This window comes from Methylocystis sp. (assembly GCF_021731785.1).
Classification (GTDB): Bacteria; Pseudomonadota; Alphaproteobacteria; order Rhizobiales; family Beijerinckiaceae; genus Methylocystis.
In genome coordinates, this window is record NZ_JAKFWS010000043.1 from 20665 (window position 1) to 37967 (window position 17303).

A 17303-nucleotide genomic window follows, 5' to 3' on the forward strand; every position below is an offset into this window, starting at 1 on the left:
GCGCCGCAATTAATCTTTTGGCGCAAGTCGCCTTGGTGGTCGCGCTGCGCGCTTGTATAGAGGGGCGCGACCGAAGAGCGCCGACTCCCGCGCCTATGAGGTCTTGTCGCCAAAAGGCGGGAAAAAACGGAATGCTCGAAAAGCTGGTCGCCTTTTGCCTCCGCTGGCCGTGGACAGTGGTTCTGCTCACTCTCGGTCTGACGGCGGGCGGCGTATATGTCACCGTCGAGCGATTTGCGATCGACACCGAGACCGCCAATCTTTTTTCGCCGGACATCGCCTGGCGCAAGAACGAAGCGGCGCTTTACAAAGCCTTTCCCGATCTTCTCGACGTCATCGTCGTCGTTATCGACGCCAAGACGGGCGAAGAGGCTGACGACGCGGCGAAGCGCCTCAACGACACCCTGCAGGGGCAGCCGCTCTTCTCGCGGGTATGGCGTCCTGACGAGCACGAATACTTTCACAAGAATGGCCTGCTGTTCCTGCCTGTCGCCGACATCGAAAAAACTGTCGGCGTCATGATCGGCCAGCGCGAGGTTCTGCAGCCGCTTGCCGAGGACCCGAGTCTACGCGGTCTGTCGAACGTGCTGGTCGGCAATTTCAAATCCGCTTCCGGCAGCGAACGCGCCTTGAAACTGTATGTCGGCGGCGTCGAGGAGTTTTCCGCCGCCCTGGAATCGGCGCTCGCAGGAAAACAGGCGGAGGTCGACTGGGGCAAGCTGTTGTCGTCTGGCGCAAGCGCGCCAGCCCTGCCGGAACTGGACAAGCGACGGATCGTCATCGCCAAGCCGATCGTCGACTATACCGACCTGGAGCCGGGAGGCGACGCGATCAAGCTCGTGCGAAAGACGGCCGCTGATCTGCATCTCGACGAAGCGCATGGAATCAAGCTTCGTCTGACAGGTCAAATCCCGCTCGCCGCCGATGAATTCGCCACCATCTCGGAGAACATGGCCTTAAACACCGCCGGCACGCTCGCCGTGGTGACGCTGATTCTCTTCGCGGCGCTGCGCTCGCCAAAGCTCATCCTAGCGGTGCTCATCACCCTGCTCGCCGGTCTCGCCATGACGTCGGGGCTTGGCATTTTGATGATCGGCCGATTCAATCTCATCTCGGTGGCCTTCGCTGCGCTGTTCATCGGATTGGGCGTGGACTTCGGCATCCAGTTCGCGACCCGCTATCGCGAAGAACGGCACAATGACGACGATCTCGAACGCTCGCTGCTGTCGGCGACCCGCGGCATCGGAAGCTCGCTCACCCTTGCCGCCGTGTCGCTGCTTGCCGGTTTCTTCTGCTTTCTGCCGACCTCGTTCAGCGGAGTGTCTGAACTCGGACTCATCGCCGGCGTCGGCATGATCGTCGCCTATGTCGCGACTCTCACGTTCCTGCCGGCGGCGATCAAATTGCTGCACCCGCGCGCGGAACATGTGCCGATCGCGACAACGTCGCTCGCCGCCGTCGACCATTGGATCGCACATCACCGCCCCGTCGTGCTCATCGGCACGGCGATTGTCGTGCTCGCCGGCATGCCTGCCCTGATGCATCTGACCTTCGACTCCAATCCGATGAATCTGCGCGATCAAAAGGTCGAATCGGTCGCAACTTTCCTCGATCTTTCCAAAGACCCGAAAACCGCGCCGAATAAGATCGAGGTGCTGGCGCCGTCTCTTGAAGCGGCGCGCGAAGTGGCAAAGAAGATCGCCGCGCTGCCGGAAGTCGATCACGTCGACTCGATCGAGTCCCTGATCCCCAAGGAACAGGACGACAAGCTCGCCCTCGTCGACATGGCGGCGTCGCAATTGCGCGGCGTGCTGAACTCCAAAATGAAATCGCCGCCAAGCGACGCCGAGACCGTCAAGGCGCTGGTCAACGCCGCCAAGGCGCTGCGCCGGGCGACCGCAAAGAAACCCTTGCCGGCGGTGACGCGCTTCGCCGACGACCTCGACGCTCTCGCGAAAGCGAGCCCCGAGACGCGCGCAAAGGCGCGCCAGGCGGTGTTTGGCGGCTTTGACAAGATGCTTGGCGAAATTCGACAGGCGCTGCAAGCGCAACGCGTTACGATTGACACGCTGCCCGCGGATTTGCGTCGCGACTGGATTTCCGACGCGGGCGTCGTGCGGGTCGAGGCGACGCCGAAAGGCGACAGCAACGACCGCGTCGTCATGACCACATTCGCCCAGGCGATCCAAGCGATCGTGCCGGACGCGAGCGGGCCGCCGGTAATCGTGTCGGAAGCGCAAAAAACCATTACCCGCGCTTTTCTTGAAGCTGGTCTTTACGCCTTCATCGCCATCTTCATCATCTTAGCGGTCGCGCTGCGCAATCCGATCGACGTCGCCTTGACGTTGGGCCCGCTGGTGCTCGCAGGCATCATGAGTCTCCAGGCCGCAGATCTGCTCGGAATGTCGCTGAATTTCGCCAATATCATCGCGCTGCCGCTGATGTTCGGCGTCGGCGTCGCATTTCATATTTATTATGTCATCGCCTGGCGAAAGGGCGTCGTCGACATGTTGGCGTCAAGCCTCACACGCGCGATTTTCTTCAGTTCGTTGACGACGGGCACCGCCTTTGGCAGCCTGATTTTATCAAGCCATCCCGGGACGGCGAGCATGGGCCAACTTCTCGCCATATCGCTGTTCTTCACATTGCTCGCCGCGTTTATTATCGTGCCGGCGTTTCTTGGTCCGCCGCGCGAGCCGATAAAGGACGCAGCCGACGCGGCTTGACCGAGTCGGCGTTCCAGCGTTCGCTAGCCTGAGCGAATCGCATTCATCGCAACAAACAGAGGTCCGGCGTCATGAGAAAAGCTTTGCTACGCGTCGCGATGGCGACAGCCCTCTGCGCCCCGACGGCCGCGCATGCAGTCGACGCCATCTACGGGGTATGGGTTCGCGAAGGCCATCCGGACGACAAGCTGGAATTCTACGATTGCGCGGGCAAGCTTTGCGCCAAGGGGATCGAGCCGATGCCCGACGGTTCGCCGCCGCCGCAAGTCTTGAAGAACGCCGCCAAAACGACCCCCAATCATTGGGAGGGCCAATTAGATGATCCCGAAAGCGGCAAGACCTATATCGGCAAGATCGCACTCGATTCGCCGACCGCGCTGACGATGACGGGCTGCCTCGTCGCCTTCCTATGCCAAAGCGAGACCTGGACGAAGGTTTCCGGCCCCACCAAGCCGGCGGCCGAGGCCAAGCCCTCCGGACAGGAGCCTGCCTCAAAAACGGCCGCGCCCGCGCCGGAGGCTAAGGAGCCCGTCGCGCATGAACCGGCGGCCAAAGAGACGCCAAAGCCGGCGGCAAAGGCGGCGAAGCCGGCCAAGGGCAAGACCGCCGCCCCGCCCGCCGAAGCACAGTAGCGACGCAGTTTGGCGCGCCGCCGCGGCGGGCCTTACCGATACGTAACTTGACCCTCGCACCGCCGCGCGCGAGCTTGGAATTCACAGTTTTTCGCGCGTTGACGGCCAGCGCGCGCCTCCTCGCCGCCGCTCGAGAAGGCTTGCGATCCGGCGCTTGCCAGACTTTTGGCGAGCGAAAAGGGCCCGCAGGACCGAGGGCGCGGGCCTTCCCCACGCCTCCACTGGCGCTTAAGGAAGGGACGCTCAGGCCGTTCCCGCCGTCCCTTCCGGAGACGTCAGCTACTTGACCGCGCCCGCTCTGACTCGCTCAACTCACCCGGCGCTGGCGGCCGCGCTGCTCGCTGCGGCGCTTGCCGGCTGCGATCTGGAGTGGAACAAGCCTGATCTGTCGGCGCCGCCGCCGGCGCGTTTCCTCGAAGCGAAGCCGCATCCGGCGCCGCCGATCTCCGGAGCGCGGGATTTCGCCGGCAAATTTGGCTCCAAGGAGCTGACCGGGCTTGTCGAGCGCGCGCTCGACGATAACCTCGACCTCGCGGCGGCGATCGCCCGCATCACCCAAGCCGACGCTCAGGCGCGCGTTTCAAGCGCCGCGCAATGGCCGTCGGTCTCCATGACGGATATCGTCCGCACGACGCGGACTCCCGGCACGACGATCAATGTCGGCTCCGCCGGCTCTGGATTTAACCCCGCGACATCCACCACCACCACCAGCACTCAGTCGACGTCGCGCGCGCGCAATTTCGGCTTTTTCCAGCTTGGCCTGACCGCGAGCTATGAATTGGACTTCTGGGGCAAGAACGAGGACGCCTCGATGGCCGCGCGCATCCTCGCCAACGCCTCGCGCTTCGATCGCGACGTGGTTGAAATCTCGACGGTCGCCGCGGTGCTGAACGCTTATTTCCAGGTGCTCACCGCTCAGGACCGTCTGCGCATCGCCCGGCAGAACGTCGTGATCGCGCAGCAGGTCATGGACGCGATCAACGCGCGGCTAGAGGTGGGAACGGCGACCGTGCTCGACACCTCGCAGCAGGAAACGATCCTTGCTCAACAGCAAGCGTCCATTCCGCCGCTCGAACAGACCCTGCGCCAGACGCGCAACAACCTTGCGGTGCTGCTGGGACAGACGCCGGAAAGCATGACCATCAAGGGCGGCTCGCTGACTCGCCTGAACTTTCCGCGCATTGCGCCGGGTCTGCCGTCGGAGGTGCTCCTGCGGCGTCCGGACGTTGCCGAGGCGGAAGCGCGGCTCGCATCGCAGGAATTTTCGGTACTACAGGCGCGGGCAGCCTTTTTCCCGTCGGTAACCTTGACCAGCCTCTATGGCTTTCAGAGCGCGCTGCTGAGGACGCTGCTGTTGCGGCCGGACGCCATCGCCTTGCAGCTCGCCGGCACGCTTACCCAGCCGATATTCGACGGGTGGAGCCTGCAGGGCCAATATGATCTGCAGAAAGGCCGCTATTCGGAACTGGCGGCGCTTTATCGCAAGCAGATCCTAACCGCTCTGGCCGATACTGAGAACGCGTTGATTGCAATACGCGAGACGGACCGCCAGATGAAGTTCCTGGGCGTCGCGGTCTCTGCGGCTCGGCGCGCCTTGGACGCCGCAGAGATGATCCTGCGGGAGGGGACGATCGACATCGTGACGCTGGCGCAAACGCAAAACAATTATTTTCTGACGCAAGACCAGCTCGCCGTCGCGCGACTCTCCTATTACCAGGCGGCGACGAGCCTTTATCAGGCGCTCGGCGGCGGCTGGTCGCCCACCACTCGGGAAATCGAGCTCGCCCGCTCCAACGCGGCTTACGAAGCCGATAGAGGACCTTGGCCATGATCCGCGTCAGCCGAAGGGCGCTGCTTGCGGTCGGCGCGCTGGCGCTCGTCGGCGCCTTGGCCTGGGCCTATCAGGAGGGAAAGCTCCCTGGTTTCGCCGCCAAGGACCAAGGCAGCGCGACGCGTTCCGGCGGCTCGCGCGGCGACCGTATCGTTACGGTGACGGCTGCGAAGGCGCGTCTCGAGGACGTGCCCGTGACCATCGATGCGGTCGGCACGGTGCAGGCGCTCAACACGGTGACGATCCGCACGCAGGTCGACGGGCGGCTGCTGCGCCTCACCTTCACCGAGGGACAGGACGTCCGCAAGGGCGACATATTGGCCGAAATCGATCCGGCGCTCTATCAGGCGCAATATGATCAGGCGCTCGCCAAAAAAGCGCAGGACGAGGCAAATCTCGCCAACGCCCGCGTCGATCTCGCACGTTATGAAAGACTCGTCGTCGGCAACTACGCCTCGAAGCAGCAGCACGCCACCCAGCGGGCGACCGTCGCGCAGCTTGAGGCGCTGGTGCGCGCCGACAAGGCGGCGATCGACAACACCAAAACGACGCTCGATTACGCAACGATACGCTCGCCGCTCGACGGCCGGGCGGGCATCCGCCTGGTCGACGTCGGCAATATTCTGCATGCCTCCGATCCGACCGGCATTGTCGTCATCACGCAACTGAAGCCGATCTATGTAGTGTTCACCCTGCCTCAGCAGGCGCTGCCCGCGGTGCAGAAGGCGCAGGCTCAGGGAAGAGCCAGGGTCTCGGCGCTCGGTCCGGACAACGCGACGCCGATCGAAATCGGAGAGCTAAGCGTCATCGATAACCAGATCGACCAGCAGACGGGAACGGTGCGTATCAAAGCGACCTTTGCGAACCAAACGCTGTCGCTCTGGCCTGGCCAATTCGTCAATGTGCGTCTGATGCTCGACACGCTGAAGAATGTGATCGTGGCCCCCAGTCCGGCGGTGCAGCGTGGGCCGAACGGGGCTTTCGTCTATGTGGTGGGCCCTAACGATATCGCGACAATGCGCGAGGTGACGACGGGCCGACAAGATGAGAAAGTGGCAGTGATCACTTCGGGGCTTCAGCCCGGCGAGGTCATCATTACAAGCGGCTTCTCTCGGCTGTCGGACGGCGCAAAAATTCAGATCATGAATGCGCCTTCGGCTGCAAACGCCGACGATGTCGGCGCCAGCGGCGAAGACGAGCGCTCAAACGCGGCGCGCGAAGCGCCAACCCGACGCGCGCGAGGCAATCGAACGCAAGAATGAACGTATCTGCGCTATTCATCCGCCGGCCGGTCGCGACGTCGCTCTTGGCGTTCGCCGTGCTGCTGTTCGGCATGATGGGGTATCTGCGGCTTCCCGTCTCGCCGCTTCCGCAAGTCGATTTTCCGACCATTCAAGTGACGACGCAGCTCCCCGGCGGCAATCCCGATACGATCGCATCGCTGGTCACGGCGTCGCTCGAACGGCAGTTCGGCCAAATCCCGTCGCTGACCAGCATGTCGTCGCAAAGCTCTTTCGGGCTTTCGCAGATCACGCTGCAATTCGATCTCGACCGCAACATCGACGCGGCTGCGCAAGACGTTCAGGCGGCGATCAACGCCGCCGCCTCGACGCTGCCGCGCAATCTCCCCTATCCGCCTGTTTACGCCAAGGTTAATCCCGCCGACACGCCAATCCTGACGCTGACGCTACGCTCAAAGACCGCCAACCTGCGCGATTTGAGCGATCGCGCCGATACGCTGATCGCGCCGCAGCTCTCGCAGGTCTCCGGCGTCGGCCGCGTGTCGGTGCAGGGCGGCGTCCGGCCGGCGGTGCGCATTCAGGCCGATCTTGCGCGCCTGGCGGCCAATCGCATCGGCATGGAGGATTTGCGCCTCGCCATCGCCTCGGCAAACATCGCCGGCGCCAAGGGCTCGCTTGACGGCAGCCGGCAGTCATACATGCTGGACGCCAACGACCAGATTCTGCACGCGCGTCAATACAACGACATCATCGTCGCCTGGCGCAACGGCGCGCCGGTGATGCTTCGCGACGTGGCGCAGGTCGTCGACGGACTGGAGAACGCGCGCGTCGGCGGCTGGCACAATGGCGAGCAAACGGTCGTTCTCGACGTGTTGCGCCAGCCCGGCGCCAACATCATCAACACGGTCGATCTGGTGAAGAGCGAACTGCCGCAGATTCAGCGGGCGCTTCCCGCCGGCATGTCGCTAGAGATCGTCAACGACCGCACCGTAACGATCCGCGCCTCAATTTTCGAGGTGCAGCTAACGCTTGTCATCGCCTCGGCGCTCGTCGTGCTTGTCGTGCTGATGTTCCTACGGAGTTGGCGGGCGACGATCATCGCTGGCGTCAGCCTGCCGCTCTCGATCATCGCCACATTCGCGATCATGTGGGCTGCGGGGTTCTCGCTCGACAATCTGTCGTTAATGGCGCTGACCATCGGCACCGGCTTCATCGTCGACGATGCGATCGTGATGATCGAAAACATCGTGCGCAACATCGAAGAGGGAAAAGCGCCACATCAAGCTGCGCTCGACGGCGCGCGCCAAATCGGCTTCACCGTCGTATCTCTCACCGTCTCGCTTATCGCGGTGTTCATACCGCTGCTGTTCATGACCGGCATCGTCGGACGGATGTTCCGCGAGTTCGCACTGACGCTGACAATCGCCGTCGTGATCTCGGCGGCGATTTCGCTAACGCTGACGCCAATGCTTTGCGCGACGTTGCTGAGGATGGCGCCGCCGCAAGGACAATCGCGATGGGAGACGCTTTCGCTGGCGCTTGATCGCGCTTATCACGTATCGCTCGATTGGGCGCTTAAGCGCGAGACATTCATGCTGGCACTCACCGTCGCGACGCTGGCGCTCACCATCGCGCTCTACGCCGTCATTCCCAAAGGCTTCCTGCCGCGGCAGGACACCGGCGTGCTGACGGCGGTCATGGAAGCTTCGTCGGACGCGTCGTTCGAAAAGATGACGGCGCTGCAAGCGAAGATCGCAGAAGAGTTTCGCCGCGACCCGGACGTGACCGCCGTGACGTCGGTGCTGGGCGTCGGTCCCCTCAACGCGACGTCCAATGTGGCGCGGCTTACCGTGATGCTGCGTCCGCATGGCGAGCGCCGGGAGAATGCCGAAAAGATCGCCGACCGTCTGAAGGCGGCAGGCGAAAAAACGCCGGGCGTCACGCTTTACGTCCAGCCGGTTCAAGACATCCAGATTACGACGCGGCCGAGCCGGTCCCAATTTCAATATACGCTGACCTCCGTTGATGGCGGCGAATTGCTGACATGGTCCGACCGATTGCTCGACCGGCTGCGCATGACTCCAGGCTTGCGTAACGTCGCCGCCGAAACGCAGGAGGGCGGGTTGCGCACGCTCATGCGAATCGACCGCGAGAAAATGGGGCGGCTCGGCATCACGGCGCAAAATGTCGACGACGCGCTGAACGACGCCTTTGGGCAGCGGCAGATTTCGATGATTTACACGCAGTCGAATCAATATCGCGTCATTCTTGAAGCCGCGCCGCAATATCTGCGCGACCCGTCGGCTTTGGAGAAACTTTATGTCGCGCCGCCTGGCGGCGGACCGCAGACGCCGCTTGCGACTTTTGTGCGCTTGGAAAATCTCTCGGCGCCGCTTTCCGTCGCGCATCAGGATCAGTTTCCAGCCTCGACGATTAGTTTCGATCTTGCCGAGGGCTATTCGCTTGGCGACGCGGTGAAAATGATCGCCGAAGCAGAAGCCGCAGTCGGCATGCCGTCGTCAATCGTCGGCGTATTCAGCGCCGACGCCGCCGAATTCAACAAGTCGCTGGCGAGCGAACCCTGGCTCATTCTTGCGGCGATCGTGTCAATCTATATCGTACTCGGCGTTCTTTACGAAAGCTTCGCCCATCCCTTCACCGTGCTGACGACTCTGCCGTCGGCAGGCGTTGGGGCGCTGCTCGCGCTGCTCGCCTTCCACATCGAAATGTCCATTGTCGCGCTGATCGGCGTCGTTCTGCTGATGGGCATCGTCAAGAAGAATGCGATCATGATGATCGACTTCGCTTTGGACGCCGAGCGCGATGACGGACTCTCGGCGCATGATGCGATCGTGCGCGCCTGCCATCTGCGCTTCCGTCCCATCATGATGACGACGCTAGCGGCGCTTTTCGGCGCTCTGCCGCTTGCGCTCTCGCATGGGCCGGGCAGCGAACTGCGCATTCCGCTCGGCGTTGCGATCATCGGCGGCCTGCTCCTCTCGCAGGCGCTGACGCTCTACACGACGCCCGTCATCTATCTCGCCGTGGAGCGTCTGCGCGTTCGGCTGTCGCCGCCGGCCAAGCCGCGGCTCACCGAGCAACACGCGGTCGTCGATCTGCCGAAGCCGCCAACGCGCGAGGCCGCCGAGTGAACGTCTCCGCGCCCTTCATCAAGCGGCCAGTCGCGACGACGCTGCTTGCGGGCGCGTTGTTTCTGCTGGGCGCCGTCGCTTATTTTTTCCTACCCGTCGCAAGCCTGCCGGAGGTGGATTTTCCGATCATCGGCATCTCCGCCCAACGCCCGGGCGCCGATCCGCAGACGATGGCGGCGTCGGTCGCGGCGCCGCTCGAACGTCGCCTGTCCAGCATCTCCGGTCTGAATGAGCTGACTTCAACCAATTCGCTCGACTCGACTCAGATCATCGCCCAGTTCGACATCTCGCGGCCGATCGACGCCGCGGCGCGCGACGTACAGGCGGCGCTTAACGCCGCGCTCACCGACCTGCCGACCGATCTGCCGACGATGCCGACCTATCGAAAGGCGAGCCAATCCGGCATGCCGGTGCTCGTGCTGGCGATGACCTCCGATACCCTGCCGACGAGCGCCATATTCGATGCGGCCGACTCCGTGATGCTGCAGCGCGTTTCGCAGATTCCAGGCGTCGGCGAGGTGCGCCTCGCCGGCGCCGAGCAGCCAGCGATCCGCGTCCAGGTCGATAGCGCGCGACTCGCCGCCATGGGACTCGGCGTCGACGCCGTCGCCAATGCGATCAACGCCGCCAACGCCCGTTCCGCGGTTGGCGCGCTCGGCGGAGACGCGAAGGAAATTACGCTCGCCACGACCGATCAGCTTTCGACGCCTGAGGATTATCGCAACATCGTCATCGCATCGCGCAACGGGGCAGTGGTCAAGCTCGGCGATGTCGCCACGGTCGAGCGCGGGGTAAAAAACCGCAACGCCGCCGGCTGGTTCAACGGCAAGCCCGCCGTGCTGCTTATCGTCACCAAACAACCCAACGCCAATGTGATCGAAACGGTCGATCACATTAAGGCGCTGCTGCCGCGGCTTCAGGAATGGATACCGAGCGGCATCAAGATTGACGTGCTCTCCGACCGCACGCAAACGATTCGCGCCAGCATTCATGACATTCAGCGCACATTGGCGATCTCCGTCCTGCTGGTGATGATGGTCGTCTACATATTTCTGCGCCGTGCGACGCCGGTCATAGCTGCCGGCGTCACTGTGCCCCTTTCTCTGGTCGGCACTTGCGCGGCGATGTGGGCCGCTGGTTTCTCGCTCGACAATCTATCGTTGATGGCCTTGACGGTCTCGGTCGGCTTCGTCGTCGACGACGCTATCGTCATGATCGAAAACATCCAAAGCAACGCCGAGCGCGGTCTGAACCGCATGGAAGCGGCGCTGGTGGGCGCGAAGCAGATCGGCTTTACCGTCCTTTCGATCAGCCTGTCGCTCGTCGCCGTTTTTATACCGCTGCTCTTCATGGAAGGCGTGATGGGCCGGCTACTGCGGGAATTCTCCTGGACGCTGACGTTCGCTATTGCGATTTCAACCGTCATCTCCCTGACAGTGACGCCGATGATCTGCGCACGCTTGCCAGCGCCTCGCGAGAAGCCGCCATCGCGCTTCGATCGGATCGTCGAGGGCGCTCTCGACAAGGTCGTCGATTCCTACGCGCGCAGCCTGCGGGCGGTGATCGATCATCCGTGGGCTACCCTTATTGTGGTGGTCGTCTCGATCGCCTGGACGGTGCGTCTCTACGAGACGATCCCCAAGGGCACGCTGCCCCAAGACGATATCGGCCTGATCAATGGAACCACCGAGGCATCTGGCGACGTGTCTTTCACCGAGATGAAGCGGTTGCAAAGGCTCGCGTCTGAAACGCTGCTCGCTGATCCGGATGTGGTCAATGTCGGCTCGTTCATCGGCGCGAAAAGCTTGACCGCCTCGATGAATCAGGGCCGGCTGTTCGTCGCCTTGAAGCCGGCGAACGAACGGCGTGCGTCGAGCAAGGAGGTGATCGCGCGCCTGCGCGGCCAATTCGCGAAAATTCCCGGCCTTAGCGTGTATATGGTGCCTTCCCAGGATTTACGGGCGGGCGGACGGCTCAGCAAGGCGCAATATCAGTTCACGCTGTCGAGCCCGTCGTTGGAAATCCTCGAGGCGTGGCGCGACAAGGTGCTGGCGCGCCTAAAGCAGGCGCCTGAGCTTGTCGACGTGACGACCGATCAGGAGCGCGGCGGCCTGCGCGCCAAAATCGTCATCGATCGCAACGCAGCCTCGCGTATGAATGTGCAGATCGCCGCCATCGACGCGGCGCTGAACAGCGCGTTCGGCCAGCGGCAGGACGCTATTATCTATACTCAGCGCAACCAATATCGCGTGATCTACGAAACGCCGCCCGAACGGCAACGGGATATTCGCGACCTCGCCGGAATCTACGTGTCGTCAACGACCGGCGAGCAGATTCCGCTGACCGCGCTCGCCCATATCGAGCGCAGCTCGACGCCGCTCGTCGTCAATCATCAGGGCGTGGTGCCGGCGACGACCATTTCCTACAATGTCGCGCCCGGCTACAGTCTTGACGCGACCGTCGTGGCGATCGAAAAGGCGATTGCGGAACTCAATCCGCCTGGCGGCCTTCGCGCGGAATTTGCCGGCGACGTGGCGGATTTCCGGAAAGTCGCGGCCGGAATGGCAGGGCTGATCCTCGCCGCTCTGCTCTCGGTCTACATCATTCTCGGCATTCTTTACGAAAGCCTCATCCATCCGATCACGATCATCTCGACGCTGCCGTCTGCCGGTCTCGGCGCGCTACTGTCGCTCGAAGCGTTCGGCGTCGAATTCACCATCATCGCCTTTATCGGCATTTTGCTGCTGATCGGCATCGTCAAGAAGAACGGCATCATGCTGGTCGATTTCGCCTTACAGGCCGAGAGAGACGGCGGCATGTCCGTGCATGACGCCGCGCTCGCAGCGGCGCGGGAACGATTCCGCCCGATTCTGATGACGACGCTTGCCGCGATTTTCGGCGCGCTGCCGCTCGCCTTCGCAACCGGGATCGGCGCCGAGCTCCGGCGTCCGCTCGGCATCACCATCGTCGGCGGATTGCTGCTCAGCCAAGCGCTGACGCTCTACACGACGCCGGTGATCTATCTGCTGATGAGCAGGCTTAGGCGCAAGAAACCGGCGCCAGCGCGCCAGCGCATCACGCCGCTAAAAGCCCACGGCGCTTGAAGTCAGTGCGCCGGCGTTTGCGGCGTCTCGAAGAAGAAGCGCAGCACCTGGGCGGCGCCGCAATCCTCGATCGGCACGTGCCAGAATTTCGAATCGAGATCGGGGAAGCGCTCCATCGGCAACTGAATCTGCGTCAGCCGCGCGTGATTGTCGAAGCCGCGCAGCATGGCGCGTTCGAACAATTTCAGCAGCTGCTCCTCGGAGTCTGGCACTTCCGTGACGGTCAGGATCGTGTTGTTGGCGAGGGGAAAGGCTTTTTCGAACAGCTGTTCCACATTAACCGGCGCCATGTTCGCGTCTCCGACGCCCCCGAATTGGAGCTTCGACCATCCGGCAGTTCCTAATGTTCCAACCTTTCACCCGTGGCGCCAAAAAACCAGCTCCGCGAAAAGGTCTTCTCCAGTAGTCCACAGGAAAGCTGGGCTCAGCCTTTCAGCTATTTAAGGCGGGTTTGTGGAAGCGGCCAGCCCTCCCCAGCTCTCTTCAAAAATCAGATTCTCCAGCGGAAGCCGCGACGCCCATCGCTTGACCTCAAGTTCTGGCGATGTGTAGGCCTTGCCGACATAGCCGACGCAGAGATAAGCGACGATAGCTATCTCACTGGGAATATTAAAGATCTGATGCAGGTCGGCTTCTCTGAGGATACTCACCCACCCTACGCCGACGCCTTCGGCGCGCGCCGCGAGCCACAGATTCTGAACGGCGCAGGCGGTGCTGAGGATGTCGGTGTTGGGTTGCTGAGAGCGACCGAGACCTGTCGCGCCAAAGCGGGCGCGATCGCAAGTGACGCAAATATTGAGCGGCGCCTTCATAATGCCTTGCAGCTTGAGGCTCCGATAAAGCGAACGCCGCTCGGGCTCTAACGCCTGCTCTTCGGCTTCACAGGCGCGCCGAAAGGCCTCGCTGGCGGCGCGCCGCTTCTCGACGTCTCTGATAATGATGAAGTTCCAAGGCTGCATAAAGCCGACGGAAGGCGCATGATGAGCTGCATCGAGGATGCGCAGCAGGACCTCCCGCGGCACATCGTCGGGAAGGAACTCATCCCGAACGTCGCGGCGCGCATGGATGACGCGGTAAATCGCCGCCCGCTCGGCGTCGCTAAAGGCGGCAGCGGGCGCCAGATCCTCCTGCGGCTTTTTCGGCGCCTCAATCGCCACCAAAATTCTCCAGCGCTTCGGCGAGCCGCGACCAGGCCGCGTCGCTTCCCGGCAGACCAAACCGCAGCCAGTCAGGCTTTTCGGCAAACGAGCGCGTCAACACCCCGCGCGACGCGAGATGCGCGAACCAGCGAGAGGCCTGCGGATGCGCCGCCAGCCGAAACAGCGTCGTTCCGCCCACGATTTGAAAGCCTGACTGGATCAGAAGCCTGTCGAGGCGCGCCGCGTCTCGCGCGCCGTCTTGCGCGGCGCTGGCGCGCCATGCGTCATCAGCCAGGGCGCGGGCGCCAATGACCAGCGCCGGTCCGGATACGGCCCACGGCCCGAGCGCGGCGCGAAGCTTCGCCGCGCGCGCACGCGCGCACAGCGCGAAACCAAGCCGCACGCCGGGGAGGCCATAGGCCTTTCCGAAGGACCGCAACACGACGAGCGCCTTATCGTTCGCGAAACGCGCCACGCTGCGTTCCGGCGTGAAGTCCACAAATGATTCATCAACGATCAGCAGGCGGTCGCGTTGCGCCATCAGACCGGCCGTCAACAATATCTCCTCGGGCGCGAGGAGGCGTCCGTCCGGATTGTTGGGATTGACGATCACGCCGACATCGGCGTCCGCAAGCACATCCAATGTGTGCGCCGTGTCGACCTGCGCACTCGAAGCCGCCCAACAGGCACCGTGCTCTGCATAGGTGAACCCGAGGATCGCGACTCGTTTGGCTGGGAAAACGCGTGGCAGCAACTGGATGAACGCTTGCGCCCCGCCGCCTGCGACGATGTCGACTCCGGCCGGAACGCCATAGTTCCGGCGCGCGGCGCTCTCGAGCGCGGCGAAAGCGTCATCGTCGGGAAGTCGCGTAAAGACTTCGTCGGCAAGCGGCGGCGGCGGATAGGCGCGCGGATTGACGCCCGTCGACAAATCGATCCAGGGCTGCGGCGCGGCGGGATAGAGACGGCGTGCGGCGTCGAGTCGCCCCCCATGCACGACGACCGGCGGCGCGTCGATTGCGGAATGCGCCGTCACCGCGCCATCTCCCACAGCGCATCGAGATCAATATGGCGCGCGCAATGCGCCGCGAGCGCGTCGAGCGTTGTTTCGATCGACTCCTCATAGCGCAGCGGCGACGGCGGCGCGCCGAGCATACGCAGCAGGGACGCGCGCAAGGCATCATCGGCGAAGAGCCCATGCGCATAGACGCCCGCGACCCGGCCGTTGCGCGAGGTCGCGCCATCGATGCGTCCGTCTGCAAGTCGCAACACAGGCCGCTCGCAATCGGGACCGGACGTTTCGCCGACATGCATCTCGTAGCCGCAAAACGGCGCGTCGAACATCGGCGCGTGGCCGCTGACGGGCGTGAGCATCTTTTCTCCGGTCAACGCCGTCTCGACGTCGAGGAGGCCCAATCCGGCCGCCTCGCCGGCCGCCCCCTCGACGCCGAGCGGATCGCGAATGACGCGGCCGAGCATCTGATAGCCGCCGCAAACGCCGAAGACGCGGCCGCCGCGACGCGCATGCGCGAGAATGTCGATATCCCAGCCACTGGCGCGCAGCGCCGTGAGATCGGCGATCGTCGCTTTCGATCCCGGCAGGATGACGAGTTGCGTCTCCGGCGGCAGCGGCTCCCCGTCCTTCAGGAAGATCACACGCACGCCGGGTTCGGCCTTCAGCGGATCGAGATCGTCGAAATTGGCGATGTGCGGCAGGAGCGGAACGGCGATCACGACGCCGTCGCCATGAACATCGCGTCGTCTGCGCAACCCAAAGGCGTCTTCCGCCGGCAGCCGCGCGGCGGCCTCGAAAAACGGCACGAGGCCGAGCGGGCGCCAGCCCGTGCGTTCAGCGATGAAGCGCAGGCCGTCGTCAAAAAGCGAAGCGTCGCCGCGAAACTTGTTGACGATAAACCCCTCGACCATCGCCGCATCTTCATCATCGAGCGCCGCTTTACAACCGACGAGTTGCGCAATGACGCCGCCGCGGTCGATATCGCCGACGAGCGCGACGGGCGCATCGACTTCGCGCGCAAAGCCCATGTTGGCGATGTCGTTCTTGCGCAGATTGATCTCGGCGGCGCTGCCGGCGCCTTCGACAATGACCATGTCCGCTTCCGCCTTCAGCCGCGCATAGCTTTCGAGCACAGGCCGCATCAGGCGAGGCTTCAAATCCTGATAGTCGCGCGCCTTCGCCTGGCCGATGACTCCGCCCTGCACGACGATTTGCGCGCCGCACGCGCCTTGCGGCTTGAGCAACACAGGATTCATGTCGATGCGCGGCATAAGCCGCGCAGCCCGCGCCTGCAAGGCCTGGGCGCGGCCGATCTCGCCGCCGTCGACGGTGACCGCGGCGTTGTTCGACATGTTTTGCGGCTTGAACGGCGCAACCCTCACGCCGCGATTGGCGAAGGCGCGCGCGAGTCCGGCGACAAGAAGTGATTTGCCGACGTCGGAGCCCGTGCCCTGGATCATCAGCGTGCGGCTCATGAAGCGAGAAAGGCCATCGCCGCGTCGATGCTGTGCGTCGTCGTGGCGCCGCCGCTTGCCGGACGCGCGATCATGATGACATCGAGCCCAAGCGCCCGCGCCGCCTCGATCTTGGCGTAGGCGAGCGCGCCGCCGCTGTTCTTGGTGACGACGGCCTCGATGCGCCTGTCGCGCATCAGCGCGATCTCATCCTCGAGCGCGAAGGGACCCCGGCCGAAAATCACCTCGCAGATGGGCGGGAGGTCGCCGGTTCGCGGCGGTTCGATCACCCGAAGGAGATAGTCATGCTGCGCGGCGGCGCGAAAATCGGCGACGCCCTGCCGGCCGATGGCGAGAAAGACCCGGCGCGGCGCGGCGCCGAGCGCGCGCGCAGCGGCGTCGTTGTCCACGACCTCGATCCAACGGTCGCTCTGGCCAGGCGACCACGGCGGGCGCGTCAGGACAAGCAACGGCGCGCCGGCGGCGGCGCAGGCGGCGCCGGCGTTCGCCGAAATACGCCCCGCAAAGGGATGCGTCGCGTCGACGACATGTGAGATCCGCTCTTCGACGAGATAGCGCGTCAGACCTTCGACGCCGCCGAATCCGCCGACGCGAATTGGCAGATCATGCGCGAGCGGCGCGCTGGTGCGTCCGGCGAGCGAGATGACGCCTTGCAGACGCGAGTCGGCGGCGATGCGCGTCGCAAGAATGCGCGCTTCGCTGGAGCCGCCGAGCACGAGCGCGCGGCGGCAGGGCGTGGCGCTCGAAAAAACCGAGGCCGAACGCTCGACCCTCACGCCAATTTCCGTTGATTCATTCACGCCACAACAACCAATCAAAGTTTTCACGCATGTCATTCCCGACGCGCGCAACGCGCGCGATCGGGAATCCAGGGCCAGCTTCAAAGATTCGCGTAGCTGCTCTGGATTCCCGGTCGGACCTTCGATCCGCCGGGAATGACAACCCTGAAGCGAAAGCCCCTTTGGTTTATATCACCACATCGTCCAGA

At 63.6% G+C, this 17303-nt stretch carries 11 protein-coding genes; 6 read left to right on the top strand and 5 right to left on the bottom strand.

All coding sequences use genetic code 11. From position 1 onward, the window contains the following. Window positions 1-131: 131 nt before the first annotated feature. The 6 genes from QZ964_RS08805 to QZ964_RS08830 all read left to right on the top strand — a co-directional run bounded on the left by QZ964_RS08805 (window position 132) and on the right by QZ964_RS08830 (window position 12686). Entirely contained in the window at window positions 132-2726 is a 2595-nt protein-coding gene (locus QZ964_RS08805; protein ID WP_292531054.1) for an MMPL family transporter, read from the top strand. A 71-nt stretch (window positions 2727-2797) separates the two neighbouring features. Further along, window positions 2798-3358: a DUF2147 domain-containing protein gene (locus tag QZ964_RS08810; RefSeq protein WP_292531055.1), complete on the top strand. Its 561-nt coding sequence runs from the start codon at window positions 2798-2800 to the stop codon at window positions 3356-3358. A gap of 283 nt (window positions 3359-3641) precedes the next feature. Continuing rightward, window positions 3642-5189, top strand: coding sequence for an efflux transporter outer membrane subunit (locus QZ964_RS08815; RefSeq protein ID WP_292531056.1), 1548 nt, complete (start codon window positions 3642-3644; stop codon window positions 5187-5189). Then, window positions 5186-6451: an efflux RND transporter periplasmic adaptor subunit gene (locus QZ964_RS08820; protein ID WP_292531057.1), complete on the top strand. Its 1266-nt coding sequence runs from the start codon at window positions 5186-5188 to the stop codon at window positions 6449-6451. Before QZ964_RS08815 ends, QZ964_RS08820 begins: the two co-directional genes overlap by 4 nt. Continuing rightward, complete coding sequence (locus tag QZ964_RS08825) at window positions 6448-9582, top strand: efflux RND transporter permease subunit (protein ID WP_292531058.1); 3135 nt, start codon at window positions 6448-6450, stop codon at window positions 9580-9582. Before QZ964_RS08820 ends, QZ964_RS08825 begins: the two co-directional genes overlap by 4 nt. Continuing rightward, window positions 9579-12686, top strand: coding sequence for an efflux RND transporter permease subunit (locus QZ964_RS08830; protein WP_292531059.1), 3108 nt, complete (start codon window positions 9579-9581; stop codon window positions 12684-12686). The genes QZ964_RS08825 and QZ964_RS08830 overlap by 4 nt, the downstream gene beginning before the upstream one ends. Before the next feature lie 2 nt (window positions 12687-12688). Here QZ964_RS08830 and QZ964_RS08835 read toward each other — a convergent pair whose 3' ends face one another. The 5 genes from QZ964_RS08835 to QZ964_RS08855 all read right to left on the bottom strand — a co-directional run bounded on the left by QZ964_RS08835 (window position 12689) and on the right by QZ964_RS08855 (window position 17091). Further along, window positions 12689-12976 (bottom strand): hypothetical protein, encoded by a 288-nt coding sequence (locus QZ964_RS08835; RefSeq protein ID WP_292531060.1) that lies wholly within the window; start codon window positions 12974-12976, stop codon window positions 12689-12691. A gap of 150 nt (window positions 12977-13126) precedes the next feature. Beyond that, the gene (gene bluB / locus QZ964_RS08840; protein ID WP_292531061.1) at window positions 13127-13843 is read right to left on the bottom strand and encodes a 5,6-dimethylbenzimidazole synthase; all 717 of its coding nucleotides are present in this window, start codon (window positions 13841-13843) and stop codon (window positions 13127-13129) included. Next, window positions 13833-14861 (bottom strand): threonine-phosphate decarboxylase CobD, encoded by a 1029-nt coding sequence (gene cobD, locus QZ964_RS08845; protein WP_292531062.1) that lies wholly within the window; start codon window positions 14859-14861, stop codon window positions 13833-13835. Before cobD ends, bluB begins: the two co-directional genes overlap by 11 nt. Then, on the bottom strand, window positions 14858-16315 hold the full coding sequence (locus QZ964_RS08850) for a cobyric acid synthase (RefSeq protein ID WP_292531063.1): 1458 nt from the start codon (window positions 16313-16315) through the stop codon (window positions 14858-14860). Before QZ964_RS08850 ends, cobD begins: the two co-directional genes overlap by 4 nt. Then, complete coding sequence (locus QZ964_RS08855) at window positions 16312-17091, bottom strand: cobalt-precorrin-6A reductase (protein ID WP_292531064.1); 780 nt, start codon at window positions 17089-17091, stop codon at window positions 16312-16314. Before QZ964_RS08855 ends, QZ964_RS08850 begins: the two co-directional genes overlap by 4 nt. Between the last annotated feature and the right edge of the window lie 212 nt (window positions 17092-17303).

Coding starts and splice junctions, on each gene's coding strand:
- QZ964_RS08805 (WP_292531054.1), top strand. CDS start 132: ATGCTCGAAAAGCTGGTCGCCTTTTGCCTCCGCTGGCCGTGGACAGTG.
- QZ964_RS08810 (WP_292531055.1), top strand. CDS start 2,798: ATGAGAAAAGCTTTGCTACGCGTCGCGATGGCGACAGCCCTCTGCGCC.
- QZ964_RS08820 (WP_292531057.1), top strand. CDS start 5,186: ATGATCCGCGTCAGCCGAAGGGCGCTGCTTGCGGTCGGCGCGCTGGCG.
- QZ964_RS08825 (WP_292531058.1), top strand. CDS start 6,448: ATGAACGTATCTGCGCTATTCATCCGCCGGCCGGTCGCGACGTCGCTC.
- QZ964_RS08835 (WP_292531060.1), bottom strand. CDS start 12,976: ATGGCGCCGGTTAATGTGGAACAGCTGTTCGAAAAAGCCTTTCCCCTC.
- QZ964_RS08850 (WP_292531063.1), bottom strand. CDS start 16,315: ATGAGCCGCACGCTGATGATCCAGGGCACGGGCTCCGACGTCGGCAAA.